Raw genomic sequence first — 26441 nt, forward strand, 5'->3', positions numbered from 1 at the left:
ACGGATGGTTTGTGGGCTATAAAATAAGAATTTAAAACAGATGAACACATAAAAGAGAGAACAACATGATTAAGATTGCCATCAATGGATTTGGTCGAATGGGGCGTTTGGCGTTAAGAGAAGCCTATGATTGGCCGGATGTTCAATTTGTGCATATTAATGAAACGGCGACGGATGTCGTGGGGTCGGCACATCTGTTGCATTTCGATTCGGCACATGGCCGTTGGTGGCATGAAGCCGAAGCGGAAGATGGCAAAATTCACATTGAAGATCAGGTCATTTCCTATTCGTCCAATGAAGCGATTGCCGATACGAATTGGGGGGCGCTGGAGGTGGATATCGTGATTGAAGCGACGGGAAAATTCCGAACGCAAGACAGTCTGCAGGCGTATCTGGATCAAGGTGTAAAACAGGTGATTGTGGCGGCACCGATGAAAGAAGACATCAAGAACATTGTGATGGGCATTAACGATAATGTGTTTGACGCAGGCCAAGACCCGATTATCACGGCAGCGTCTTGTACCACCAACTGTATTGCGCCAGTGATTAAGGTCATGCACGAAAAAATCGGCATTCAACACGGCATGATTACCACCATGCATGATCGTACCAATACCCAGAAAGTGGTGGATCATGGACATTCCGATTTACGTCGTGCACGGGCTTCATTCGAGTCGTTGATTCCGACGACGACCGGGTCGGCCAAAGCGATTGGCACTATTTTCCCTGAATTGAATGGGCGTTTAAATGGGTTGGCGGTGCGTGTGCCGTTGATGAATGCCTCTTTGACGGATTTGGTGCTGGAAATGAAACGCCCGACATCGGTGGAAGAAGTAAATCAGTTTTTAAAACAAGCCTCTGAAAATGAGCTGGAAGGTATTCTAGGGTATGAAGAGCGTCCTTTGGTGTCGGTCGATTATGAAGGCGAAACCTGCTCTTCGGTGATTGATGCGCCTTCAACCATGGTGGTGAATGGCACACAAGTGAAATTGCTAGCATGGTATGACAATGAAATCGGTTACGTCACGCGAATGATGGAGTTGGCGGTTAAAGTGGCATTGTTAAACCGTCACGCAGACGCGGAATAAATTCAGCATGACGTTATCCCCTTTACAGCAATATGGCTTGGTCACGGCCAATTACTGGGCGTTTACCGTTACCGATGGTGCGATTCGAATGCTGGTGTTGTTGTATTTTCACCAGTTGGGTTACAGCCCGCTCGAAATCGCTTTGTTGTTTGTGTTTTATGAGTTCTTCGGCATTGTCACCAATCTGTTCGGTGGCTGGTTAGGCGCTCGATTAGGCTTGAATGTCACCATGAATTTAGGCTTGGGATTACAGATCATTGCTTTGATGATGTTGACGGTTTCTCCGGAATGGTTGACGGTGGCTTATGTGATGGCCGCGCAAGCTTTGTCAGGCATCGCGAAAGACTTGAATAAGATGTCGGCCAAAAGTTCGGTGAAGAGTCTGGCCTCGGAAGCAACCGGGCAGCTGTATCGCTGGGTGGCTCTCCTAACTGGCTCTAAAAATGCCTTGAAAGGGGTTGGCTTTTTTGTCGGAGCCGCCTTGTTAGGGGCGGTCGGTTTTGTAAATGCATTGTATGTATTGACCGCCTTGATTGTGATTCCGCTAATCTTTTCGTTACTTTGGTTGGATGGGTCGATTGGTAAGGCGAAGAACAAACCGAAATTTCGAGAAGTTTTTTCTAAGTCATCGGCCATCAATTGGTTATCTGGTGCGCGTTTCTTTTTGTTTGGCGCACGGGATGTCTGGTTTGTGGTTGCCTTGCCGGTCTATTTGCAGGCGGTTTTAGGCTGGTCTCATACCGCGGTCGGCGCATTTATGGCCAGTTGGATCATCGGTTATGGAATGGTGCAGGCGTTTGCACCGGCGTTGACGGGGCGAGGAAAAGGGCAGGCGAACCCGACACAGCAAACCGCAATGAAGCTGGCGTTGATGCTGGCGTTGGTGCCGGTCACTATCGGATTGCTGTTGTCTTTTTCACCGACGTTTGTGGTGGTCTTTGGGCTGCTGGTGTTCGGTGTGGTGTTTGCGTTGAACTCTTCGGTGCATTCTTATTTGATTGTGTCTTACGCGGATGCCGATGGCACGTCTAAAGATGTCGGGTTTTACTATATGGCCAACGCAGCCGGGCGTTTAATCGGCACGATTTTGTCGGGTTGGTTGTATCAAGTCGCAGGGTTGGAAGCCACTTTGTGGGTCTCGAGCTTGTTTGTGATTCTAGCAGCCTTATTGGTTTTGAAAGCGAAACCGGTACAAACCGTTTAGAATAGAGACAGTCATGAATGAAAAAATAGCCAGGCCTGGCTAATTTTGGAACCGCTTAAGAAAGGAAACCATGTGATCTCGGATGCGATTTTAATCACAGGAGCAGGGCAGCGCATTGGCGAATACCTTGCGCAACAGTTTTTAGCGCAGCATCAGCCTGTTGTTTTTACTTATCGAACCGAGCGCCCCGCGGTTGACGCGTTAGAAGCGCAGGGCGCGCTGGGGTTTCAAGTGGATTTTACTCAGCCAGACCAGTTGACGCAGTTCTTGCAAGATTTGCCGCAACAGGTCGCCAGTCTAAGAGCGGTGATTCATAATGCGTCTTTATGGTTGCCGGATTCTAAAATTGAAGCAGCCGACATGCTATCGGACTTGATGACGGTGCATGTCACCGCACCGTATCAAATCAATCAGGCCTGCGCGCCCTTATTACGAAAAAGCCAAGCAGCGGTAACCGATATCATCGCGCTGTCGGATGCAAAGGTGAGCAAAGGGCACGCTGACTATGCGGGATACTTAGCTTCCAAAGCCGGGCTGGAGTCGTTAACCTTGTCGTTTGCCAAAGCGTTTGCGCCGAACATTAAAGTGAATACGATTGCGCCAGGTCTGGTTATTTTTAATGAAGGGGATTCTGAGGCGTATAAAAAAGCACGCTTGGCCGAAAGTGCCATTCCGGTTGAACCGGGCATGGATTCGATTTGGCAAGCCGTGCAGTTCTTGATGAACAGCCCGAATGCCACCGGTTCAACCGTGTCTCTTGAACCGTTATAAGCAGTAGCATTTTTTCTGCGACCAACTTTGATTACACTTAGTTTTACTGATATCGTATTTTTTGGTAAGTTACATTATAAATTATCCAAAAAAACAGGAGATTACACGATGGGAACTAAAGAATATTTTTCTCAAAAGATGTCGTTAGATAATGAACCTAGAGTTAAGTGTAAGCCTCAATGGGTTGAAGTTTTAGATAACCATTCGATACCGGAAATTTTAATTGGCCCAGTTGATGCGCCTTATGAAGGACGCAGAGCCACGTTTAATGATTGGAAACAGTTTGAGCGTTTTGTAGAAGACCTTAATACATTGAGAAATCGACTTGCTCCAATTCATACCAAGCGATAATTACTATTTCGCATAAGTCATTAAATAGAATGCGTTTATTGACTCGTCCTTAATTAAATCAAATTGTGAATTTTTTGCATCCGCCGCGATACCACCAATCCCTGGATAAATAAAGCTGGTTGAAACGCCAAGCGTTCTTAATACTCTCCGCAACTTAGGCTTTAATTTTCTGCTAAAAGTAATTTTTTGTAACCCTTCCATGTTTAAAGGCTCAAACGGATTTGGTGAACATGCAAATACCGATTGTTGGTTTAAATAACGGCGATCCGTATATTTGGGTCTTACAAATAAGGCGTTTCCAAGATGTCTAACGGTTGACATTTTGGGTGGATTAACGTAGTTAGCAGTATATGGGCTAAACAGCTCGTATTTGTCTTGGATTGAAGCTTGGGTGTAATAGATAAGCCCATCTTTATCATCGTATTGCTCAATAGCAAAATATAGCGCGACTAATGGATTGGTTGACCAATCCAGCAAACGAGTTGGCAGACCATAGTGCTGCGCCAGAAATAACCACTCCCAGTCCGTTTCTGGTGTCTTGTCCAGCTCGGCGGCGGCAAGGCGCTTGAACTCATCCATAATCAAACGCTCTAAAGTTTCGATGCCGTTTTTCGCATGTTTTTCAGTAGTTCGGCCAATCGAGGGTTTTAAATCGTATTCGCTGTCAGCGGCACCTCTAAAAACCAAACTAGCGGATGCTTCTGTGTTTAAAAACCTAGTTGAGTAGTCCAGCCAGAAGCTATCGAAGTCTTGAAAATCGCAGGATTTTTCAGTCATTGTTTTAAGCCTGTTTTATCAGTTGTTGGTATAGCTCGAACAGGTGTTTGACACGGTCAAGTGGGGTTTTGAAGCCTTTTGAGTTGTAGAGTTTATCGACGGCTTTATCCAGCGCTTTATGAGCTTTGCGCAGGGCGGGCGGCATTAAATCCGGGTCGTAGAGGTCGGCGCGGCTGGTGGTTGGGTCTTTATCGAATTCCGCTTGACGCGCGTCCAACACCGCTTGCGCCATTTTTTCGATTTGCGCTTTTTGCTGGTTATTGGTTTGCGGCCAAGGGAAATTGTTATACACCAGTTTGGCGGAATATTGATAATCGCTTTTTAAGCGTCCCGTAACCGTTCGCACCCAGTCCATATGTATCTGGCTAGTTAATATGCCAAATTCATACTTGGTGGCATTGGGAATCATTTGCAACTTATTGCTGGCAATTATTTCGGGGGTGAAGTAACCGATAGGAATATATTCTCTACGTTCAGAGGAAACTTCTGGAATCACTAAGTAGTTAGATTGTGGTTGGCGAATTTCATCAAATAGCCAAGGTGTTTCGGCTTTTTTGCGGGTTGCAGCTTTAGTGCTTGCTAAACGCATTTGTTTAACGGCATCAATACGTTGTTTGATTTCCGGTATTTGCATTAGCTCACGCAGTTCTTTGGTGCTGGCATTCGCCAGCCATAAACAATAACGCTCGCCATTATTTAAAAATTCAACTGAGCCCAACATAGGTTTAATCCAATTAACCATGTCCGGTTGTTTGGCTAATAAGTCATTTTTTTCTTCGGGCGTTAAAAGTAAATTGCCACCATCAGTCGGTTGGCTACCTTTGGTCATAATTGACACATTACAAATGGGTTTAGTTCGATTGCCAACAACCAGGTTGGGCGCGTCAATTAAATAAGGATTTATGTTTTCAACTTGAATTCTGTTAGGCTCTCCTTTGATATTTGGGTAGTCATAAAGCCATTTTTCAGCACAATCAAAATGGGCAAAACCAACAATAATGCAATGCACCGCCGCTTTGCCTTTGGCATCGTTCTCCCAAGCAAAAGTGCGATGGGCAAAATTGATTTTAATGCCCAACTCCAGCATCGGTTGCCAGAGTATGCTGGCTTGTTCACCCATACTAATCGAATTGGTAGATACTAGGCCTGCTTGTATGTGAGTATTGACGCTAAACTGGGCAGCTTTGTAAAACCAACTGGCAACAAAATCTAACTTTTTGAAACTAGCTGAACCTTTAAATACCTTTTCTTGAGATGCGGTTTGTTCTGGTTTTCGATAGACATAACCCACAAAGGGCGGATTGCCAATAATATAATTCAGTTTTTGCGGTTCAATCACTTGCGCCCAATCCAGTTCCAATGCATTGTCGTGATGAATATTGGCGTGTTCTTTTAGCGGTAATAAATCCGGTTCTTCACCAAAAGTTTTGGCGAATTCGACATTCATTTGGTGCTGTGTCAGCCACATCGCGACTTCGGCAATGCGTGCTGGCCATTCGTCGATTTCAATGCCGTAAAAATTATTCAACGGAATGCCGGGTTGAATTTCTAACCCGAGCGCCATTGAACCGCCGTGTTGTGCGTGCAAGACTTTGAGTTCCAAACGGCGCAGTTCACGATACGTAATAATCAAGAAATTGCCGCACCCGCACGCCGGATCTAAGAAACTGAGCGAACGCAGCTTTTGGGTGAACTCAATCAGGCGTTGATTGCGCTTTTTCAGTTGTTTGAGCGTGAGAATATCGTCGAGTTCGTTTTTTAAATCGGTCAGAAACAGCGGTTCAATCACTTTTTGGATGTTGAGTTCGCTGGTGTAGTGCGCGCCTAAATTGCGGCGTGCCTGTTTGTCCATAATGCTTTGAAACAAGCTGCCAAACACCGCCGGGCTGATGTCTTTCCAGTTGAAATAGCAGCACTCAATCAGCTGGGTGCGCATTTCGGCATCAAAGCTGGGCATGTCGATACGTTCGCGGAATAAATGGCCGTTTACATAAGGGAATTCGGCTTGTTCGTCGGGCAGGTTTTTATTGCGCTGGTCGTAAGGTTTGTCGAGCACTTGGAAAATTTTCTGCAAATGCAACTCGGTGTCGTGACCGGTGTCAGCGGTAAACCGTAATAAGTAGCGAATGAATTGGCGCGGGTTAAAGACGCCGGTGTCTTCGGCGAACATACAAAACAAAATGCGCACCATAAACACTTGCAAATCGTGACCTGCGTAGCCACTTTGTTCCAATGAGTCGTGCAGTTGTCCGAGTAACAAAGCCGCGCGTTCGTTGAGTTCGTACTCGGTGATGTCTTGCATTTCCTTACCGAGCATAAAGCTGAATAAATCCAGGTTGTCGGCTAGGTCGGCCAGTTGGATGGTGTAATCGCGTTTGTGGTCAAGATCATAAATTTTGAAGGTATTGAGGTCGCACACCATCACATATCTGGGCAAGTCTTCATCTTTAAGACCTCTGAAATAGCCAATGCCTTGCTGGTAAGCTTTTTCAAGATTTTGGCCTTGCGATTTCATCTCTACCAGTAGCACGCCCGGCCAGAATAAATCGATGCGTTTGGTGCCTTTTTCATCCACTTTGACCGGGAGTTCAAAGCTGGCAACACGGCGCCGAGGAATGCCGAAAATAGCAAAAAAATCATTCAGAAAACTTTGTGATTCAGCGTTTTCTTTGTAGGCTTCGGTATAAGTTTGTACAAATTTGTGCGCGTTGGTGCGCATATCGCGGATGGAAAGAGGCATCTTTTATTTATTTAATCTTTATTGGGTTGTCTATAAAATTCCGTCAATCTTAACGGTATATGCTTTGTTTTGGTAGGTTTTTTACGAATAAATACCCAGGCCTGGGTGTTTTAATGATTTGCCCGAATGCCACCGGTTCCACTGTGTCACTCGGGCAATTACAACACGAAACGTTTTAGCGTTATTGACCAAATTCGTCAGAGAGCTTTTTCTCTAATTGGTCGGCTAACTTGGCTTGTAAAGCACGTTCTTCTTTATCTGCTTCGGCGTCAAAGCCATCTCTTTCCGGCCAGCCACGCGTCTGCTGCAAAATGATTTGCGTTAGCGCCGTGGTATGGTCATCGCGATCATTCAAGGCTGGAATGTAACTGAACTTTTCCCCACCGGCTTCTTCGAAATACTCGCGGTTTTCTTGATCAATTTCTTCAATGGTTTCTAAACAATCGGCCGAGAAGCCCGGGCAGATGACCTGTAAGTGCTTGACACCTTTATCAGGCAGGCCTTTTAAGGTCGCATCGGTATAGGGTTTCACCCATTCTTCCTTACCGAATAAAGATTGGAATGTCACCATGTATTGGTCCGAGTTGAGTCCAAGCTCTTCTGCGACCAAACGAGAAGTGGCGCGACATTCGCACGGGTAAGGGTCGCCATTGTCAAAATATCGTTGCGGGATACCGTGATAAGACATGACCAGTAAATCCGGTTTGCCATGTTCTGCCTGATGTTCGCGAATGCTGTTGGCGAGGGCTTTTATGTAGGCGGGGTGCTTGTGGTAGTTACGCACAAAGCGTAATTCTGGGATCCAGCGCCACTGTTGTAATTCGGCTGATACCGCATCAAAGGTGGAGGCGGTGGTCGCGCCGGCATATTGTGGATAAAGTGGCACAATGATTAAACGCTGCACATTGCGATCTTGCAAGGATTTCAAAGCATCCGCAATAGAAGGGTTGCCATAACGCATGCCCAGTGCGAATTCGACTCGGCCTGAAAAATGGGCGCGTACTTTTTCTTCAGTATCAGCCAGCTGGCGATTACTGATGTCTAATAAAGGCGATCCGTCACCATATTTCCCCCAAACTTCTTGGTACGCTTCGGCCGATTTAGCGGGACGCGTGTTGAGGATGATTAAATTCAGAATTAATTTCCAAAGCCATCTGGCTGGCGGCGGCTCGACCACTCTTGGGTCCATTAAAAATTCTTTTAGATAAGGTTTCAGCGCCTCTTTGGTGGGCGCGTCCGGCGTGCCCAGATTGGTGATGAGAACGCCGACAGCGGGTTCAGAACCATGTTGATAGGCGGTATAGTTTTTGTATTCCATTATGGTATCCCAAAATAATTTTTGGCCATTTTAGACCGATTTGCGTGTCAGGTAAACTGCTCTGATGTATCCTAGTTTGTATTAAAACAGAATAATCAGAAAATTCTACATATTTGTGCAATAATTGTACAAAACTTATTCAAAATGTATTGAATGTCTTATGTTGAGGAGAATCAATATGCCTACATCCAATGTTGATCATACTATTTTTCCTAAGCTTAGAATCGCCGTTTCCGATTGTCTAAGAGGCACCGAGTGTCGTTACAATGGTGGGCATGCACAAGATGATTTTATTAATCATCATCTTGCCCCTTATGCTCAGTTCCTGCCTTTTTGTCCTGAAGCCCCTGTTTTGGGAACCCCGCGTGAAACGATTCGTCTTGTGAATATTGACGGTAATATCCGGGTAAGAGGTACTAAATCTGAAAATGATGTCACCGAAGGGATTCAAAGCTATAACCAGAAGATGATTCCGAAATTGCTCGAGCAGGGCGTAGATGGTGCAATTGTGAAATCACGGTCGCCCACCTGTGGCATGGAGCGCATCAAAGTTTATCGCCCAACCGGAGAGTGGTATGGCTCACAAGATAAAATGGGTCAAGGGTTGTTTACGGCAGAACTGCAACAGCAAGCACCCCAGTTAGCCGTCGAAGAAGAAGGACGATTACAAGACGCTTGGCTGAGAGAAAATTTTATCGTACGCGTCTTTACGGCGGCGCGTTGGCGAGAATTTTTAGAGTCGAATCCAACCGTGCACGATTTGCAGGTTTTTCACCGAGATCATAAGTATCTGTTCCTTTCCAAGTCGGAATCGATTTATCGTGAAATGGGCCCGATCGTAGCGCAAGCTACCCCAGATAATTTAGACGTGCAGTTGGCGAGATATGAAGAAAAGCTTCATGCCCTTTTGGCATGCCGTTCCACCCGAGGAATGGTGATTAATGTGCTGGATCATATTTACGGTTATTTCAAAAAACAGTTGATGGACGATGAAAAAGAACATTATCGAGAAACTTTGGAAGAGTTCCGTGATGGAATTGTCCCGTTGATTGCAGTGATCAAAGTGCTGCAACAATTTTTGAAGCATTACGGGTCAGACTATCTGGCAACACAGGTCTTTTTACAGCCATACCCGGCAGATTTGGCGTTGAGATCTAACGTAACAGCGTATCGCTAACGATACGAAGGTCGAACGAATACCCTTTAAAGAGAGCGCTGGCAGCTATTTGATTGATTTTTATTATAAAATACGAAAAAATAATGAGTATTTCGTTGTAAATTCTTTATAATGGAATTGCTGAAGTTTATTAATACCCTAATTTTCTAGTAATTTTAAGGTGTTAGCTTTAGTTTTAATTATTTGTTAGTAAAGGAAAAAGCATGTCAGAGTTAGTTACAGGTACAGTTAAATGGTTCAACGATGAAAAAGGTTTCGGATTCATCGAACAAGAAGGCGGAAAAGATGTATTCGTTCACTTTTCAGCTATTAACGGTGCCGGTCGCAAATCATTGATGGAAGGCCAGTCGGTTACTATGGAAGTAACTCAAGGTCAAAAAGGGCCACAAGCAGAAAACGTTACTGCTCAGTAAAAATCACTCTATAAGCCCTTTGTTGATTTTTCACTGAAGGGTTTTTTTGTATCTTTTTTTAGCTGTTTTCGTTTTATGGCTCATTTTTTAAATAAAGAACGATTCTTTTTGAGTGTGTTTTATTTAACAAATAAGTCCCTAGAAGGTTTTTGAAATTAGGGACGAGAATTCCCACAACACTTTTACTCCATTCATTTAGGTTTTCTTCTCGAACATTCATTCGTTTGATTTCATGTTATGACAGTATGAGGTGTGTTAGCGATAACGTTAGCAAAGATTGCCGTGTTTAATGGTGCGCCCGAAGGGATTCGAACCCCAGACCTTTGCCTCCGGAGGGCAACGCTCTATCCAGCTGAGCTACGGGCGCATATAGATAATGTAGATTGTTTGCGCGGCTATTATAAGATATTTTTTAGTGAAATACTCAGTCGTCTTTCAATCAATATTGACTGTGTTTGTTCCGTAAGGCGTATTAAATTCACTTATTTTAGTAAGGTTTTGTTTTATTGGACTTATCCCCTAAAAAATAAGAAAATATAAGCCAATAATTATAATGACAACAAAAATATATAACACTCTAAATATGCCGCACTTTGCAAAATTTTTAAACCAACGCCTTTTCGCTTTCAGCACGCTGTCAATCTTAATTGCGCTTCCCATTATTTATTTTTTATATCAGTGGCAAATTGAAACCGCACGAAATCAAGAATTCCAGTTTTATAAAGCCAATTTGACTGAAAAAGTAGATGTTCTAATTCAAGAAAAACAGAGCACGACACATGCCTTAGCCGTGGCAATGACTTCACCGCCTAATTTTAAAGAAGCATTACTGAATGATGATAAATCCATCCAGTCGGAGCTTGAACGCTATAGCCAACGTCTTAAGACATTGACTAAGTATAAAGGGATCTGGATTCAATTAATTGATAAAAATGGAATCAGCATTGCGCGAAGCTGGACTAAAAAGCATGGCGATGACTTAAGTGAAGTTCGACAAGATGTTGCAGCATTAATCCACAACCCACAACGGATGAATAATTTTAGTGTCGGCAAGTTTGCTTTGACCTTCAAATCGATGGTGCCATTGTTTGACGATAATGATAAGTTCATTGGTTTGGTGGATGTGATTTCCCAGATTAATTCAATCGACCATTCTTTGGCTGAAACCAATGGTGTCCGTTCAGTGGTATTGGTGAATAAACGATATCGTAAACAGCTTACCAATGCGTTTACGGGTAAGTTTATTGACGATTATTATGTCGCTAACAGTGATGCGGATACTAGAGACATGGCTTTAATCAATAAATTTGGTGTGGAGAAAATTTTTTCCAGTTCAAATTATGTGTTGTTTGAAAACCAGTTGATGGTGACACGTCCTATTTATGACATTCATGGTCAGCCGATGGCGACTTGGGTGACTATAAAATCATTAAACGATTTTCCTTTTGTGAATGTGCAGAAAACCCAGCGTCAGTTCATTGTGATTACGGTTTTTATCTTTGCTTTGTTGCTGATGTTGTTGGCAATGATGTATTTTAAGCGCCAAGCCGAATTTGAGAAACGTTTCTTTTTTGAGGTGTTCGATACCTCAACCGAAATTGTGTATGTTTCTAACCAACGCCGAATTTTGTTTGCCAATAAACGCTTTTTCGAGTTTTTCAATGAGTTTGAAACATTGGACGAATTTCATAAAAAACATCACTGTATTTGTGAACTATTTGTGCCGGAAGAAGGGTTCTTGAAACGCCATATGAATGGTGTTTATTGGTTCAATCATGTTGTTCAAAATAAGCACGAACCACATTATGCCAAGGTTCAGGTGAACGGCAAAGAATATGTCTTCCTTGTCAAAGCCACTGAGATTTCGAATGCTAATGGGGAGCAATATGTCAGTGTGTTAATGACGGATATCACCGAAGAAGAGCGTTATAAATCACAATTAGAGCATTTGATTATTCATGATGAATTGACCGGCATTTATAATCGACATTATTTTAATCGAACGCTTGAACAAGAAATTAAGCGTCATCACCGCTACCAATCACCGCTTTCAATGGCGTTTTTGGATATTGATCATTTTAAAAAGATCAATGATTCTTATGGCCATGATGTTGGGGATGCAGTGTTATTGAGTATAGCGAAAAGCATTAGCTCGTTGTTACGGAGTTCGGATGTATTGTGCCGAGTAGGGGGAGAAGAGTTTGTGGTGATTATGCCTGAAACCAGCCTTGAAAATGCTTTAATTATTTCTGAGCGTATCCGAACGTCTGTCGAGCAAATTTCCAGCAAAGAAGTGCCTGAAAAAATCACTATTAGTCTTGGGTTGGTTGAACTCCATGACTGGGATAACCTGCAAAGCTTTTACAAACGTGCTGACGAAGCGTTGTATAAGGCAAAAGAAAAGGGCCGAAACCGTATTGAAACCCAAGCAGAAGAGTGAGTTTAAACTCGCTTAATTGTCGTCTTAAGAAAAAATAGCCAGGCCTGGCTATTTTTTAATCTTCCGATATCATTAATCCGCAGTGCTTTTTTGTCTGAAGAAAGCTTTTTCAAGCAATTTTTGGTATCATGCATTTTATTTTTCAGGGCCAACTTATTAATTCTAGCTGGCAACTTTTGACCGAACTTATTAGTGGGAGAGTCGCCGTGAGCGTGTTACCAAGTCATTTAAAATATGCAGAATCGCATGAATGGGTTTATCTGGATGAAGAGGGCAATGCGGTGGTCGGTATCACCGATTTTGCACAAGAATCTTTAGGTGACTTGATGGATGTGCATTTGCCAGAACTGGGTGCGGATATTGATCAAGGTGAAGAAGTCATGTCCTTGGAGTCCGTGAAGGCCGCATCGGATATTTTTTCCCCGTTAAGTGGTGAAGTGATCGCGGTCAATACTGAATTAGAAGATGAGCCTGAGCGAGTCAATGATGAACCGTATGACGGCGGGTGGTTATTTAAGTTGGCACCGCATGATGAATCGGAAATGGATGACTTATTGTCGGATGTAGACTATCAGGGCTTGATTGACCAATCATAAGTTCATTAAGTCATTCATTAGCGAATGACTTTACTCGCGTATGGTTTGAAGAATACGCAAATATGATATTTACAAATAGGGCGTGCGGGATGAGAAGGTGTGATCTATCTTTTTTCATCCACATGCCCTTTTTGTTTCAGGAGAAAGCATGACAATGTCAGCGATAAGGTTAAAGAAAAACGAAGACAAGCGTTTAAAACAAGGTCACTTGTGGATTTTCAGCAATGAAATTGACAATCAGGTCTCGCCCTTGAAGAATTTTGAAGCGGGTCAGGTTGTGACGGTTGAAGCAGCCAATGGCAAAGCCATTGGTGTGGCTTATGTGAATCCGAATACATTGATTTGTGGTCGATTGCTGAGTCGAAACCCGAAGGTACAATTTAACCAGGCGTTTTTAAAAAAACGCATTCAAGCCGCGCAGGCATTACGCGAAGTCAATTTCGATGCCCCCTTTTATCGTTTGGTGTTTGGGGAGTCTGATGGGCTGCCTGGTTTGGTATTGGATCGTTTTGGCGATGTGTTTGTCGCACAGATCACTACGGCTGGCATGGAATCCTTAAAAGAGGAATTGGTTCAAACGATTGAAAATTTATATCACCCGCAGGCGTTGGTATTAAGAAATGATAGCCCCAGCCGAGAACTGGAAGGCTTGCCGCTATATACAGAGGTGGCAATCGGGCCTTTGCCTGAAGAGATTGTGATTGAAGAAAATGGTGCCAAGTTTGCCATTCCGACAGAGAATGGTCAAAAAACCGGCTGGTTCTATGACCATCGTATGGCGAGAGGCCGTTTACAGGATCTTGTCAAAGATAAAACCGTGTTAGATGTGTTCAGTTATTTAGGCGGTTGGGGTATTGAGGCAGCTGTGGCAGGCGCGAAAGAAGTGACGTGTGTTGATGCATCCACTTTTGCGTTGGATGGCGTTGATCGTAATGCGGAATTAAACGGTGTTGCCGAAAAAGTCATTACTATTGAAGGCAATGCCTTTGATGTTCTCAAAGCGCTGGCAAGTGAAGCGCACAAATACGATGTGGTGATTGTTGATCCACCGGCTTTCGTGAAACGGAAAAAAGATCTTAAAGCTGGTTCTGAAGGGTATCGCCGTATTAATGAATTAGCGATGCGTTTGCTTAATACAGATGGTATTTTGGTGTCGGCTTCTTGCTCGCATCATATGAGTCGAGATGCGTTGTTGCAGCAAATTCAACTGGCTTCACGTCATATTGATCGCAATATTCAGATGTTCGATCAAGGGCATCAAGGGCCTGATCATCCGATACATCCTGCGATTCCGGAAACGGAATACATTAAAACCTTTTTCTTTAAAGTGTCTAAAAGCTGGTAAGGCGATTTGATATGAAACCTGTGCTTTCCATTCAAGAAAGACAATTGGCAAAACACTGTTTCTGGGATGAGGAAGATCAGACCCTGTGGGTAGACTGTCGTCGTTGGATGCCGGAATATGGTGTTTTTTCAATTCCCAGCTGGGATGCGATGATGATGGGATCGACGCCCATTCCGGACTATCCTCAGAATTTATCGGTGCTTGAGTGGTCGGATTATTCTCAATTGAGTTATTGGAAAAAACAGATTCCTGCTTGGGTGGTGGAAAGCTGTGCATTATTTCCAACCCATCAATTGCAATTATTGCATTATGTGGGGCGTTACCCTCAGCTGTTAGAGCTGTTAGATCATTCTCCGATGTTGGCATGGCGCCTAGTTGCGTCTAACCTAACAGAGTCCGATATTGTAAATCTGCTGCAAGATAAGCGTACTCATGTGGTTGCACAGTTGGGCTGGCCAGGTAAAAAAGAAACCGTTCAATTTTTACGAAAACTTCGATTACGTTATGTCACCGCAGAAATTTCTGAGTTTGTTGAAACCTGTATTTTAGATGAAGACCGATTATCCGCATTACAAACATTGCCTAGAGTAAATTCGATGGCGCTGTCTTTAGCCGCGCGTTTTCCAGGGCTGATTGGCTCGCGTTTGCATCAAACTTTGGCACAGTTGCCATGTCGTCCGATGCAGTGCCAAAGTATGATTGCGCAGTTGGAAGATACATTTCGGTTGGCTGACTTTTTACAGCTTTCTAAAGAGGAAGTAGCGAAAATTGGCCAATGTCGTTACTTGGTTGATGTTGAAAAAATCTACCAGGCCTGGTGGGAACCTGTTCGTGTTGAGAATGCGGCGGCATTACAGTTAAATGAACAGCCGCAGCAGTTAACGGAATACTCGTCATGGTTGGCATTAAGTAAAGTACAGAAGCATTATTGGCTAACGGATTGGCCTGATTTTCAAGCTGGCAAGCTTTCGTTGTGGGCGGCAAAAATAGAAGGGGTTCCGGTTGCTATTTTGCGAGAAGAGGCCGTTCGTGTCGAACCGGGCGAAATGACTAAGATTCGTCGTATTCGTCAGTCAGATAATCAACTGCCCACTTCTCAGCAGCTTGGTTTCTGGCATTTATGGCAGGTAGGAAAAGATACCTCTTAATGACGGGTCGGTACTCATAAAAAAGCCCTTTATAAAAGGGCTTTTTTGTAGGAATATTATGGAATCAGCTTTTCTTTGCCAATCAAGTCATTATAAGTTTCTCTGGGGCGAATTTCGTAAGCTTGTTTATAGTCGACCAGAATCTCCGCTGCGCGTGTCCGTGTATTGTAGTTTGAGCTCATGGTAAACCCATAAGCTCCGGAGGACATCACGGCTAAATAATCGCCTGCTTTCAGGTTGAGTTTGCGTTGTTTTCCTAAAAAATCACCCGTTTCACAAACTGGACCCACTAAATCCCATTCAACCTCTTCACCATCAGTGCGAGGGGTGACAGCCTGAATGGTTTGGTGTGATTGATACAAGGCAGGACGAATCAAGTCATTCATTGCTGCATCAATGATGGCAAAGTTTTTGTGTTCGGTAGGCTTTAGATATTCGACTTCTGTCACCAAAACACCCGCATTACCGGCAATGGCACGACCCGGTTCAATGATCACTTCAATAGATTGATCATTTAGTTTTTTCAATAATGCTTGGATGTAATCTGCAATTTCCGGAGGAGTTTCATCGGTATATTGAATGCCGAGCCCGCCGCCTAAGTCCAAGTGGTGAATGTTGATGCCTTGGTCTGCTAGTGTATTTTTGAGCTGTAAAACTCGTTCAAGTGCATCCACGAAAGGGGTGATTTCAGTTAGTTGTGATCCGATATGGCAGTCAATTCCGATAATGTCGATATGTGACATGGCTTGAGCGTCAGCATACAAAGCTGGCGCGGTATTAATATCGACCCCAAACTTATTGTCCTTCAGCCCTGTAGAAATATAAGGGTGGGTTTTTGCATCCACATCTGGGTTGACACGGATAGAAATCGGCGCGATTTTATTCAGTTTTTTTGCAACCGTTTGAATGCGATCCAATTCCGCATGAGATTCTATGTTAAAACACCGGATGCCGACGGTCAGCGCGCGTTCAATTTCAGAAGATTTTTTAGCCACGCCTGAAAAAACCACCTTGGAAGGATCACCACCAGCACGCAGTACACGTTCAAGTTCCCCCTGAGACACAATGTCGAAGCCAGATCCTAAGCGAGCCAATAGATTTAAAATTGCAATATTGGAGTTGGTTTTGACAGCATAGCAAACTAAATGTGGTTGGCGGCCAAAGGCTTGGTCAAACGCACGCCAACGGTTCTCAAATTCCTGACGGGAATAAACATACAATGGCGTTCCATATTTTTGTGCCAATGCGTCTAAGGGGCAACCTTCGGCATGGAGGATATTATTTTGATAATGGAAAGATTGACTCTGACTCATGATTGTTCCTGTGCTTTTTCTTGAGTGGGCTGTTCAGATGCGGGAGCGACGTTTGCTTCTTTAGGCGGTTTTTCCGGTAAATATAAAGGACCTTTTTTGCCACAGCCAGTTAAAGATGACAGCATTAACGCGATGGTAAAGGGGATTAGAACGGAATTGATTTTTGGTGTCGTACCAGATAAATGTAGCATTGGGTTATCCAAAACAGTAAAGACGCTATTTTAGCTTATCGCTTGATGAAATTAAAAATTTTAAAGGCTTTGCTGAGCAAAATAATGCATGGTTTTTCGTTAAAATAGACTAGATTAAGCATAATTAAAAAGGAAAAAGAATATGGACTCAATGCTTCCCCCGATTGTTTTAGAGCCGGAAACCAAAGCTGACGCATGCGTGATTTGGTTACATGGTTTGGGAGCGGATGGTCATGATTTTGAAAATATCGTTCCTGAACTGCAGTTGCCGGCAGATCACACGATTCGTTTTGTGTTTCCTACCGCTGGAAAAATGCCCGTAACAGTCAACTTAGGTAGTGAAATGACGGCTTGGTATGATATTCGGTCATTAGATCTTTTGAATGATGTCGATTGGGAAGGCGTTGATAATAGTGTGCAATTTGTGCATACATTGATTGAATCACAGATTTCTTCAGGGATTGAGAGTGATAGAATAATCTTAGCAGGGTTTTCACAAGGTGGAATGATTATCTTGAATGCAGGCTTGACCTTTGAAGAGCCGTTAGCAGGCATGATGGCGTTATCCACTTATTTTCCTGAACCTCGTGGTACAGGCGCTTTTTTTCTACAACCTAAAAGCTGCCCGGTTTTTATGGCTCATGGAATGAATGACCCCGTTTGTCCATTTGTTGCAGCTGAGCAATCTCGGCAGACGTTAATAGGCTTAGGATTGCAGCCACAGTGGCATACCTATCCCATGCAGCACCAAGTCTGTTTGGAGGAGATAAAAGATATGGGGAGTTTTATTCGTCACTGTTTGATGATTGAATAATAAAAAATAAGATTTGGAAGAAATAACATGACACAGCAATTATTAAAAAAGTGTTTTAAGGAAAATTAGATGGCGAATGTAAGGCGTTTTTTTCGATATGACGTTGAAGTACCTTTGTATTTTGAAACGGTGGATGAGCAAGGTTATCTTCTGAAGGTCAACAGAAAAAAATTAATTTCAGAACAAGAAGAAGCGCATCTCGAATATTTAAATTTGGAGATTAAAGCGCTGCTGTCTGAAGCATTTTCTGCGGAGTCTGATGCGTTGCGTATCTTCACTATGCTTAACCATCGTATTAACTACATGGCTTGGTTATTGGATGACTTAATTGATCAGGTAGATCCGCGATTGAGATCTGACTATAAATTTCGATTAAGAGAAGACCATAAGCTTAAGCTGCCAGATGTTCGCAATGAGTCGAAAGTAGGTCCGCTCATAGAAGGGTTTTTCTTACAGTTATCAGAGCATATTCATGAATTGATTGAATCAGTGGAAAACAGTATTGAAGGTAAAATCTTTTTATTTCCTAGAAAAATCAAACCGAATTTTAATGAACAGGATTATGTTAAAAATTTGAAAGAGTTGAGTGATAAAGGTATTGCACCGGCAAAGGTACTGGTTTTATTGGTTGAACGATTAAATTTATATGAAACGATTTTAGGACGTTTAAAAGAAGCTTATCATTCGATTTCTGATCCCGAAACTTGGGCGGTTCAGAAGATTAATTTAAGTGCTGGCGGCTTTAGTTTTTTTACCAATGAGACATTCGATAATTTTGCGCATATGAATATTTTTATGCAGTTAGACGAACATATTCTGGTGTGTCGCGGCAAAATCGTTCTCAATAAAAAGTTAAAAAATGCAACGTTTTTATATCGAGTGGCAGTTGAATTTGTGTTTCTGAGTAATGAACACGCTCAAAAAATCACACTTTTTGAGCAACGTCGTGAATTACAAGATGCGATGAAGATGGTCTCTAACGATCTGTTAAATTAGACCTTTAGACTTAGCGTGTTTAACAAACTCAACGCGGACGTCCTGTACTTGTTTTAACCAGTCCGCAAAAAAGGCGTAATCTTTCTCGACGCGTTTATAGAGCTCGCTTAAATTGGCATCAGGTTCATGTAAAGCGAAGGCGGTAATTTCCAAAAGCTTATTGATGTGCCTAGGCGTCATTTGTGTGGTGACTTCAAAATAACTGACCTTGGTCAGGATGACGGCATCCAGTGCTTGAAGCCATTGAATGGTTTTTAGGTCAAAGCGCTGTTGTAGGTCATTTTTCACGCCTTCTTTACGCATTTTGATTAATTGAGACAAGCGGTAATAATGCAATAGGTCAGCAGCTGCAGGTCTTAGAGTGTTTGGAAGTGAATCTAAAAATCCGGCTTCGACAGAGTGGTTTCTTCCTGGCATAATCTAACTTTAGAGCGTTAAGCTCATGCATTCCTCTAGTTCATAGCGTTGAATTTCATTTTGAAGGAAGTCTTGTGTTTTACCATCTGGAAATTCAAAGTTAACTGCAACCCTTTCTTTGTATTGATCATCAATGCTTCTGACATCAACAATGCTTCCATTAAAGGATAGTGTGGCATTCTGTGATGGAAAATAAAAATAAACATCAACTTTTTCAAAGTTTTTAAACCGTTTGTTCAGCAAAAGGGCTATGCCAGATGCGCTGACATTCGCTTGTTGCAATTTCCATTCTTTCGGGTATTGGCGCATGACATTATCATTGTTAATTTGTCGATAGGCCTCAACATAAGTATCCATGAAAGTGCTTAATGACAGAATAGCCTGAATCAGCGGGATTTTTGCAAACTTGTCGCTTTTAAACATTTCCAATGTTTCATCAATTTTGAAGCCATAAGGCAAATTAATATTGGCTTTGAATTCCGTTGGAGTAGAGTTTGAAATACTGTCGGCAATTGATTGTAAGAACAGCAAGTATTTTTCTTCGATTAATTTAAAGTAACCATAGGTTTTCGGAGAGGAAATCTTGAGGCTTTCAATGGTTTGAAATCCGGTTAGTCGTTGATTGATTTGCATCCAGTATTTGGGGTCTATTTTCGGGTTGATTCCTTTTGAAACCGATTCAGCACATTGGCCAAAAAATTCAATGGCTTCAATCGTTTCTTGAAAGAGCGCTGAGATAATTTCTTTTTGATCTTGGATTCGGTTCACCCAATAAAGGGTTTCATTTTTTTGTCTTTCAATGAGCCGTTTGATGGTCGGCGGGAAATAATCAATGCCAGTGGCAAATATTTCGCGATCTTTGATGGGGGAAGAGGGTGCAATAAATAAACGCACAGGCATATCTATTCGAAAGAATCGCCGCGAGTTACCTTTGTGAAACCATCTATTCATCAATCGTGCTCTTTAAGAATTATATGGGTTAAAAATATGAAATATTGCCATGCAAAGTTAGTGCCAAGCAAGAGATAAGATATTTTATTTCTGAAACCATATACGATTCTAATGAATCTCGAGCGGAATGTGTATAGATTTATGCCGTTGATCAGTCCAAAAATATTCTTTTTGGGCAGTGCTAGAAGAGCAGTTGGTTTGACAAGTTCCTGTACTACAGCCGCCGCCAGCAGGCTGTACTTCTTTAATATGCCCTTGTTCTACCAATGGACGAATCAGGCCTTCCAGTGCTTCCTCTGAGATATCGAAATGGTTTTGGATGTTTTGGGCAGAAACAGATTGATGTTTTTTTATATAGCGTTTGAGTTCCAATAAAATCATAATCCAATCCTTTTGCCCAAGATTATCGTTGACGAGCCGGTAAAGAGGCTTTGCCGATTTGTTTAAGGCCTAAATAGAGCAGTAGGTAACAAAGTGCAAAAAAACTCACCCATAGCAAACTGCTGCTTGGATGTTGTTGATATGTCATGAGTTGGTAAAATGTGACCGCTGTACTGTACCCTAAAAACAAACTCCAACCTCCACTTGAGAGTGCCCAGCGCCATCCCAATTCTTTTCGAATGGCGGCAAAGGTCGCAACGCACGGGAAATATAAGAGGACAAGCAGTAAGTAAGCGTAAGCCCCGACTTCACCATTGAAATGCTGAACCATTTTGGTCAAGGTTGAAGATGCAATATCCAGCTCCGACGAAGCTCGATTACTGTCTTCAACACTCGAGAGAGATTTCAGGCCTAAAGGGTCAGAGAAATCGTTAAAAAACTTGCTGAAGTTGCTGGGAATGGTTTGAACTGCTTGCGTCAGTTTTTTCCCAATGGTGAATTGAGGAGTTGGCTCTTCAGAAGGTGATTTATCAAGCGATTGATAAAGGGCATCAAGCGCACCCACCACGACTTCTTTTGCAAGAATACCTGTGATCAATCCAACGGTTGCCGGCCAATTTTCTTCGTCAACACCGAGCGGTTCTACGATCGGTGTAGCGGTTTTAGCGATACTGCTCAATACTGAATTGCTCTGGTTTTCATTTCCAAAACTGCCGTCAGTTCCCATACTGTTAAAGAAATTGATAAGCAAGACAATAATGACAATGATTTTTCCAGCGCCAAATATAAACCCTTTCAATTTGTTGTAGGTATTGATACCAACATTCATGATTGACGGTTTATGGTAACTGGGCAGCTCCATTAAAAGCGGTGCTGCCTGACCATGCAGCAGTGTGTGTTTTAATAATAAAGCGGTCACGACAGCGGCAGCAATTCCGATTAAATATAGCGAGAAAACCAATAGGGTTGCATGGTCAGCAAAAAAGGCGGTTGCAAATAGTACATATACCGTCAAGCGGGCGCTGCAAGACATGAAGGGGGTCATCATGATCGTCATGATTCGGACGCGTTCATCTGGCAAGGTGCGACTTGCTAACACGGCAGGTATATTGCACCCAAATCCAACGACTAATGGAATGAATGCCTGCCCTGAAAGCCCTAGTTTTCTCATGGCTCGGTCCATAATGAAGGCGGCACGTTGCATATAGCCGGTTTCTTCAATAATAGAGAGCAATAGGAACAGTGCCCCGATGACAGGGATAAATGTGGCCACTACCTGCAAGCCGCCACCGATGCCGTTTGCCAATAAAGCAGTCAACCACTCTGGCGCATTGAGCTCAGTCATGAATTCGGTTGGCGCATCAACAAAGAGTGCTTGTGCACTTAGGTCAAAAAAGTCAATGAATAAGTTTCCAAGTGTGATCGACAAAGCAAACAGTAAATACATGACCCCTAAGAAAATTGGAATTCCCCAAATAGGGTGCAAAGTCCAATGATCGATTAACTCGGTGGTGTCACGGGTGAATTTGTCTGTGTGCGTTTGACTGGCGTGAGCGGCATCATGCGCAAACTGGAAGTACAGGTCTGCAGCAATTAACGCCAGGTCTTCTTCGTAATAGTCTTCCAAACGCTGCTTTTCTTGTTTTGCAAATGCTTGCAATGTGGCAGGCGCATTTTCCGGTTTGATTAGGTAATGTAAAGATTTCCAGCAGGATTCATTACGATTTTGATCCGGTAAACGATCTCTGATGGCATGCACTGAATTATGAAGTTCGTCGGGTAGATCAAAATGAAGTGGGTTATGGCTTTCAAGTATACCGGACAGCATCTCCTTAAGCTCATCAACGCCTTGGTTGTAGTATGCGGAAATCGGAATTACCGGACAGCCAAGTTTTTCAGATAAAACGGTTTCATCTAGTTCTAAGTGATGGTTTTCGAGCTTGTCCATCTGGTTTAAAACCACAACAACAGGCAGTCCCATATGTAGCAGTTGAGCCGTCAAGAAAAGTTGTCGTTCTAAGCAGGTGGCATCAACAACATTAATTAACACGTCAATAGGATGGTTCTGTAGGAAATCACGCGCAACCTTTTCATCCAGTCCGGAACGTGTTGAGTTCTCCAGACTATAGACACCAGGCAAGTCAGTGATGTGGTAGTTATGTAATCCTGCCTGAAAGTCACCGACCTTTTTCTCAACAGTTACACCTGGCCAATTCCCTGTCGTTTGGTTTGATCCGGTTAAACGGTTAAACAGGGTGGTTTTCCCCGAGTTGGGGCTACCAATCAGTGCAACCTGATGAGGGATTTTTTTCTTAATTTGAGAAAGTTTCATGAAAGTAACTGAACTTGAATATGTTGCGCAACACTTCTATCAACCGCAAAGCGACTACCATCGACTGAAATAATTAAACTGTCATTACTGATCATGGCAAGCTTTACATGGCTTTCGGTATGGAAGCCTAGGTTTACCAAATGCAGCTTACATTCTAAGTCACCAGTCAGAGAGATTATTTGACAGGTCTGTCCTTGAAGGCATTCTGCTAAGCTAATTGTCGGTTTTTTAGAAGTATAATTCATAAGGTAAATAATAATTATTATTGATTGCAATTAGCATATTAAGCAAAAAGAAAGGGTTTGTCAAATGAGCATTTTGTCTGAACTAGGTCTTGCGTTGCACCCGATAAAGCGCAATCTCTCCCAGCCAGTTGGGCGCAAATCTCATTGCAAAAGTCGGTTCATGGCGGCTATTGACTACGGTTCGAGCAACGATTTCGATATCTTTTTCTTCACATAAGTCTTCAAAATCATTAAAGGTGCATAAATGAATATTGGGCGTATTGTACCAAGGGTTAGGCAGGCTTTTGTTTTGAGGCATATGGCCACCAAAAAAGAGTTGTGCCCGGTTTCGCCAGTGCCCAAAGTTCGGGAAAGTGATAATACTTTGTTTTCCAACCGCAAGCATTTCATCCAGTAATAAGTCAGGTCGACTAACGACTTGCAATGCTTGGGTCATAATAACAAAGTCAAACGAATCCTCATCAAAGTAGTCACAAATATCATGGCTGTTCAAATTGCTTTGAATTACATTGATCCCGCGTTCGATTGCCTTGATGTTTTTTTGCGGATCAATCTCCATCCCGTATCCAGTAATGCTGCGGTGCTGAATGAGGTAATCAAGTAATTGACCATCGCCACAGCCTAAATCAAGCACTCTGCTTTGAGTATGGATCCAATCGGCGATTAATTTAAATTCAGGAGAAAGTGTTTTTGACGCCATTTCCTATGCTCCTCCTGATTTTGTTTTTGTTTGCTGGTTGGACTCTGCGTGGATTCGATCTATATAGGCACGAAAAACACCTTCATAATGATCATTAGGCAATAAGAAAGCATCATGTCCATGCTGTGAATTGACCTCGGCATAACTGATGTCAGCATCATTATCGAGTAGCGCTTTTACGATTTCATGCGAGCGATCCGGAGAAAAACGCCAATCCGTGGTAAATGAAATAATCAAAAATTTCGCTGTTGCTTTTGAAAGCGCTTTAGATAAATCATCATCAAAGTCCGCCGCTGGATCAAAGTAATCCAATGCTTTGGTCATCAATAAATAGGTGTTGGCGTCAAAATTCTGTTTGGTGGCGAATTTTTCCCCTTGATATCTTAAGTAACTTTCAACTTGAAACTCAACATCAAAATTATAGTTGAGTTTGCCTTCTCGAAGCTCTCGACCAAATTTCGACCCCATCATGTCATCCGATAAATAGGTCAGATGCCCCAGCATTCTTGCTAAAGCCAACCCTCTTTTAGGGGTTGTACCGGCTTCAATAAAACGACCTTCATGAAACTCTGGATCGGTCATAATGGCACGGCGGGCGACCTCATTGAAAGCAATGTTTTGTGCCGATAACTTAGGGGCAGCGGCAATGACGATGGCATGGCGGATTTGATCTGGGTAGTCAATGGCCCACTGTAATACCTGCATCCCTCCCATTGAGCCACCAATGACCGCTGCCCAGGCATCAATGCCTAAATGCTGACGCAGCGTGTTCTGACTGTGCACCCAGTCTTTACAGGTCACAATGGGAAAATCAGGTCCATACACTTTTCCTGTCAGAGGGTTGATGCTGGCCGGGCCCGTTGATCCGTGACAACCCCCTAAATTATTTGAGCAGACCACGAAAAATTGATTGGTATCAATCGGTTTTCCAGGGCCAATATACCCATCCCACCAACCTTTCGTGGATTCTCCTTCATATTGTCCGGCAACATGATGGTTTCCACTTAATGCGTGACAAATTAAAATGGCATTGCTTTTATCGGTGTTTAAGCTGCCGTAGGTTTCATACGCTAAGTCATATTGAGGCAAAGTGGACCCACTGACCATCTCAAGTGGGGTCGAAACGTGAAGTTTTTGAGGGGTTACTATGCCGATTTCGTCTGTCATGGGGTTTATTTTACAGTATCTATTAAAGTCAGTGGGTGATTAACGGGGTCAATTAAAAGCGCTTCTTTACCAAGGTAGCAAAGCGCTGTTCAACATATTAAGTCTAAACCAACATGTTTTGGCCAATCTGTGCAATCGACCCTACAATGACAATCTGTGTTAGCTTAATGGCAATAATGGCGACAATAGGCGATAAATCAAGCCCTCCCATTGGCGGGATTAATCTTTGAAATGGACGCAAAATGGGTTGAGTCATTTGATCAAAAATAGCCGTGTTCGGGTTGTAGCCTTGTGATACCCAGCTGAGAACCACTTGAATGATGATTAACCAAAACATCATGTCTAGCAATTGATTCATAATCTCAGTGACAGAAGAAATCAGGATTAAGCTCACACCAAAGCTCCGATCTGTTAAAAATCCGATTAATATCACTAAAAGCGCTTGCACCAGCATAGCCGTCACGAGGGCGCTCCAGTCCCAACGATTTGGCTTGGGTAAGACCATATTTAAAGGGGCACAAATAGGGTTGGTGACTTTGGCAATAAAGTTGACAATTGGATGACGCCAGTCAACAAAGGTTGCACGCATGACAAAACGTAACAGCAAGGTAAAAATGACCAGGCCTGCTAAAAATTGAATTAAAAACAAACCGCCTTGACCGACTGGTGTCATCATTTTTCTCCTGTTTTATTGTGAAATTCTGTTTGGGTTGATCCCAGTTCATTCGCTAAGCTGATTGCACGATCTTTGGCAGCGCCCATTGCTTCTTCAACAATCTCACGTAATTGATGGCTTTCAAAGCTTTGGATAGCTTTTTCTGTTGTACCGTTTGGTGAAGTTACTTTTTGTCGTAAGGTTGCACAATCATCCGGACTTTCAAGCGCCATTTTCGCCGCACCAAAAGCTGTCTGAATCGTTAATAAACGGGCGGTTGCTTCGTCTAAACCGAGTTTTTGACCCGCTTGTTGCATGGCTTCCATAAAGAGGAAGTAATAGGCTGGACCACTTCCTGAAATAGCGGTAACGATGTCTAAATCCGTTTCTTTGGGCACCCAAACTGTGATGCCAGCGGCACGTAAAATATGTTCCGCTTGTTCTTTTTGCTCTTCATTCACCGCATCATTGGCAAATAAGCCAGTTGCTCCGCTGCGGATTAAAGCAGGGGTATTGGGCATGGTTCTCACGATGGCTGTATTTCCACCCAACCAATAGTCAATATCGGTTGATCTGACGCCGGCAGCAATTGAAATTACCAACGGATGTTTTTTCTGAATCGTCGCGGCCAGTTGCTGACAAACTGATTCAAGCATTTGTGGTTTGACTGCCAAAACGATGATGTCAGATTTTTCGGTGGCTTCAAGGTTGTCTTCTTCGCAGTGAATTCCCATGGATTGTGTTATTTCACGTCGTCTTGCTTCAGATGGATCTGTTGCCAGTATTTTGTCTTTAGGGTAGCCACTGGCAATGAGTCCGCCAATTAAACTGACCGACATGTTTCCGGCGCCAATAAAGCAAATGGTTAAGTTCATGGAAAATCTCTTTCGTTTAAATTTGAGTTTTGCTCA

General features: G+C 43.0%; 26 protein-coding genes and 1 tRNA gene. 12 read left to right on the plus strand and 15 right to left on the minus strand.

Annotated features, from left to right (window positions below; genetic code table 11):
* The first annotated feature begins 65 nt into the window (after window positions 1-65).
* The 4 genes from P8629_RS06405 to P8629_RS06420 all read left to right on the plus strand — a co-directional run bounded on the left by P8629_RS06405 (window position 66) and on the right by P8629_RS06420 (window position 3414).
* Window positions 66-1088 (plus strand): ArsJ-associated glyceraldehyde-3-phosphate dehydrogenase, encoded by a 1023-nt coding sequence (locus P8629_RS06405; RefSeq protein WP_278165298.1) that lies wholly within the window; start codon window positions 66-68, stop codon window positions 1086-1088.
* A gap of 7 nt (window positions 1089-1095) precedes the next feature.
* A complete protein-coding gene (gene arsJ, locus P8629_RS06410) occupies window positions 1096-2292 on the plus strand; it encodes an organoarsenical effux MFS transporter ArsJ (protein WP_278165299.1) in 1197 nt (398 codons plus the stop codon).
* Between the two features lie 72 nt (window positions 2293-2364).
* Window positions 2365-3063, plus strand: a complete 699-nt coding sequence (gene folM / locus P8629_RS06415) for a dihydromonapterin reductase (protein WP_278165300.1) — start codon at window positions 2365-2367, stop codon at window positions 3061-3063.
* A gap of 108 nt (window positions 3064-3171) precedes the next feature.
* Window positions 3172-3414 carry a hypothetical protein gene (locus P8629_RS06420; RefSeq protein WP_278165301.1) on the plus strand — a complete coding sequence of 81 codons (243 nt, stop codon included), beginning with the start codon at window positions 3172-3174 and terminating at the stop codon, window positions 3412-3414.
* Between the two features lie 3 nt (window positions 3415-3417).
* On the opposite strand, the gene P8629_RS06425 is transcribed toward P8629_RS06420, so the two are convergent.
* The 3 genes from P8629_RS06425 to hemH form a co-directional block, all read right to left on the minus strand.
* Window positions 3418-4191, minus strand: a complete 774-nt coding sequence (locus P8629_RS06425) for an FRG domain-containing protein (protein ID WP_278165302.1) — start codon at window positions 4189-4191, stop codon at window positions 3418-3420.
* A gap of 4 nt (window positions 4192-4195) precedes the next feature.
* Entirely contained in the window at window positions 4196-6931 is a 2736-nt protein-coding gene (locus P8629_RS06430) for a class I SAM-dependent DNA methyltransferase (RefSeq protein ID WP_278165303.1), read from the minus strand.
* Between the two features lie 181 nt (window positions 6932-7112).
* Window positions 7113-8249, minus strand: coding sequence for a ferrochelatase (hemH, locus tag P8629_RS06435; RefSeq protein WP_278165304.1), 1137 nt, complete (start codon window positions 8247-8249; stop codon window positions 7113-7115).
* A 178-nt stretch (window positions 8250-8427) separates the two neighbouring features.
* Here hemH and P8629_RS06440 point away from each other — a divergent pair, with 178 nt between their 5' ends.
* Together P8629_RS06440 and P8629_RS06445 are read left to right on the plus strand one after the other, a co-directional pair.
* On the plus strand, window positions 8428-9426 hold the full coding sequence (locus P8629_RS06440) for a YbgA family protein (RefSeq protein ID WP_278165305.1): 999 nt from the start codon (window positions 8428-8430) through the stop codon (window positions 9424-9426).
* A gap of 203 nt (window positions 9427-9629) precedes the next feature.
* On the plus strand, window positions 9630-9839 hold the full coding sequence (locus P8629_RS06445) for a cold-shock protein (protein ID WP_011371279.1): 210 nt from the start codon (window positions 9630-9632) through the stop codon (window positions 9837-9839).
* Window positions 9840-10129: 290 nt separating this feature from the next.
* On the opposite strand, the gene P8629_RS06450 is transcribed toward P8629_RS06445, so the two are convergent.
* Window positions 10130-10206: transfer RNA gene (locus P8629_RS06450), tRNA-Arg, on the minus strand.
* Window positions 10207-10392: 186 nt separating this feature from the next.
* On the opposite strand from P8629_RS06450, the gene P8629_RS06455 reads away from it, so the two are divergent.
* From P8629_RS06455 to P8629_RS06470, 4 genes are all read left to right on the plus strand, one after another.
* Complete coding sequence (locus tag P8629_RS06455) at window positions 10393-12279, plus strand: sensor domain-containing diguanylate cyclase (RefSeq protein ID WP_278165306.1); 1887 nt, start codon at window positions 10393-10395, stop codon at window positions 12277-12279.
* Between the two features lie 206 nt (window positions 12280-12485).
* Window positions 12486-12875, plus strand: coding sequence for a glycine cleavage system protein GcvH (gcvH, locus tag P8629_RS06460; protein WP_278165307.1), 390 nt, complete (start codon window positions 12486-12488; stop codon window positions 12873-12875).
* A gap of 148 nt (window positions 12876-13023) precedes the next feature.
* A complete protein-coding gene (locus P8629_RS06465) occupies window positions 13024-14220 on the plus strand; it encodes a class I SAM-dependent rRNA methyltransferase (protein ID WP_278165308.1) in 1197 nt (398 codons plus the stop codon).
* 11 nt (window positions 14221-14231) lie between these two features.
* Window positions 14232-15368, plus strand: coding sequence for a hypothetical protein (locus P8629_RS06470; protein ID WP_278165309.1), 1137 nt, complete (start codon window positions 14232-14234; stop codon window positions 15366-15368).
* A 56-nt stretch (window positions 15369-15424) separates the two neighbouring features.
* Here P8629_RS06470 and lysA read toward each other — a convergent pair whose 3' ends face one another.
* Both lysA and lptM read right to left on the minus strand, forming a co-directional pair.
* On the minus strand, window positions 15425-16681 hold the full coding sequence (gene lysA / locus P8629_RS06475) for a diaminopimelate decarboxylase (protein WP_278165310.1): 1257 nt from the start codon (window positions 16679-16681) through the stop codon (window positions 15425-15427).
* Complete coding sequence (lptM, locus tag P8629_RS06480) at window positions 16678-16872, minus strand: LPS translocon maturation chaperone LptM (RefSeq protein ID WP_278165311.1); 195 nt, start codon at window positions 16870-16872, stop codon at window positions 16678-16680. Before lptM ends, lysA begins: the two co-directional genes overlap by 4 nt.
* Window positions 16873-17014: 142 nt before the next feature.
* Between lptM and P8629_RS06485 the strand changes: the two genes are divergently transcribed.
* A complete protein-coding gene (locus P8629_RS06485; RefSeq protein WP_278165312.1) occupies window positions 17015-17686 on the plus strand; it encodes an alpha/beta hydrolase in 672 nt (223 codons plus the stop codon).
* A 69-nt stretch (window positions 17687-17755) separates the two neighbouring features.
* The gene (locus P8629_RS06490) at window positions 17756-18682 is read left to right on the plus strand and encodes a hypothetical protein (protein WP_278165313.1); all 927 of its coding nucleotides are present in this window, start codon (window positions 17756-17758) and stop codon (window positions 18680-18682) included.
* On the opposite strand, the gene P8629_RS06495 is transcribed toward P8629_RS06490, so the two are convergent.
* The 9 genes from P8629_RS06495 to proC form a co-directional block, all read right to left on the minus strand.
* The gene (locus P8629_RS06495; RefSeq protein WP_278165314.1) at window positions 18674-19099 is read right to left on the minus strand and encodes a hypothetical protein; all 426 of its coding nucleotides are present in this window, start codon (window positions 19097-19099) and stop codon (window positions 18674-18676) included. The two genes, P8629_RS06490 and P8629_RS06495, sit on opposite strands and share 9 nt — an antisense overlap.
* Window positions 19100-19108: 9 nt before the next feature.
* On the minus strand, window positions 19109-20050 hold the full coding sequence (locus P8629_RS06500; protein WP_278165315.1) for a PilZ domain-containing protein: 942 nt from the start codon (window positions 20048-20050) through the stop codon (window positions 19109-19111).
* Between the two features lie 108 nt (window positions 20051-20158).
* Window positions 20159-20431 carry a FeoC-like transcriptional regulator gene (locus P8629_RS06505; protein WP_278165316.1) on the minus strand — a complete coding sequence of 91 codons (273 nt, stop codon included), beginning with the start codon at window positions 20429-20431 and terminating at the stop codon, window positions 20159-20161.
* Between the two features lie 22 nt (window positions 20432-20453).
* Window positions 20454-22763, minus strand: a complete 2310-nt coding sequence (gene feoB / locus P8629_RS06510; protein WP_278165317.1) for a Fe(2+) transporter permease subunit FeoB — start codon at window positions 22761-22763, stop codon at window positions 20454-20456.
* Complete coding sequence (locus P8629_RS06515) at window positions 22760-23008, minus strand: FeoA family protein (protein ID WP_278165318.1); 249 nt, start codon at window positions 23006-23008, stop codon at window positions 22760-22762. Before P8629_RS06515 ends, feoB begins: the two co-directional genes overlap by 4 nt.
* Before the next feature lie 82 nt (window positions 23009-23090).
* Window positions 23091-23708, minus strand: coding sequence for a methionine biosynthesis protein MetW (gene metW / locus P8629_RS06520; protein ID WP_278165319.1), 618 nt, complete (start codon window positions 23706-23708; stop codon window positions 23091-23093).
* Between the two features lie 3 nt (window positions 23709-23711).
* Entirely contained in the window at window positions 23712-24875 is a 1164-nt protein-coding gene (gene metX / locus P8629_RS06525) for a homoserine O-succinyltransferase MetX (protein WP_278165320.1), read from the minus strand.
* A gap of 103 nt (window positions 24876-24978) precedes the next feature.
* The gene (locus P8629_RS06530; protein WP_278165321.1) at window positions 24979-25551 is read right to left on the minus strand and encodes a YggT family protein; all 573 of its coding nucleotides are present in this window, start codon (window positions 25549-25551) and stop codon (window positions 24979-24981) included.
* Entirely contained in the window at window positions 25548-26405 is an 858-nt protein-coding gene (gene proC, locus P8629_RS06535) for a pyrroline-5-carboxylate reductase (RefSeq protein ID WP_278165322.1), read from the minus strand. The genes P8629_RS06530 and proC overlap by 4 nt, the downstream gene beginning before the upstream one ends.
* Between the last annotated feature and the right edge of the window lie 36 nt (window positions 26406-26441).

This window comes from Hydrogenovibrio sp. 3SP14C1 (assembly GCF_029625905.1).
Classification (GTDB): domain Bacteria; phylum Pseudomonadota; class Gammaproteobacteria; order Thiomicrospirales; family Thiomicrospiraceae; genus Hydrogenovibrio.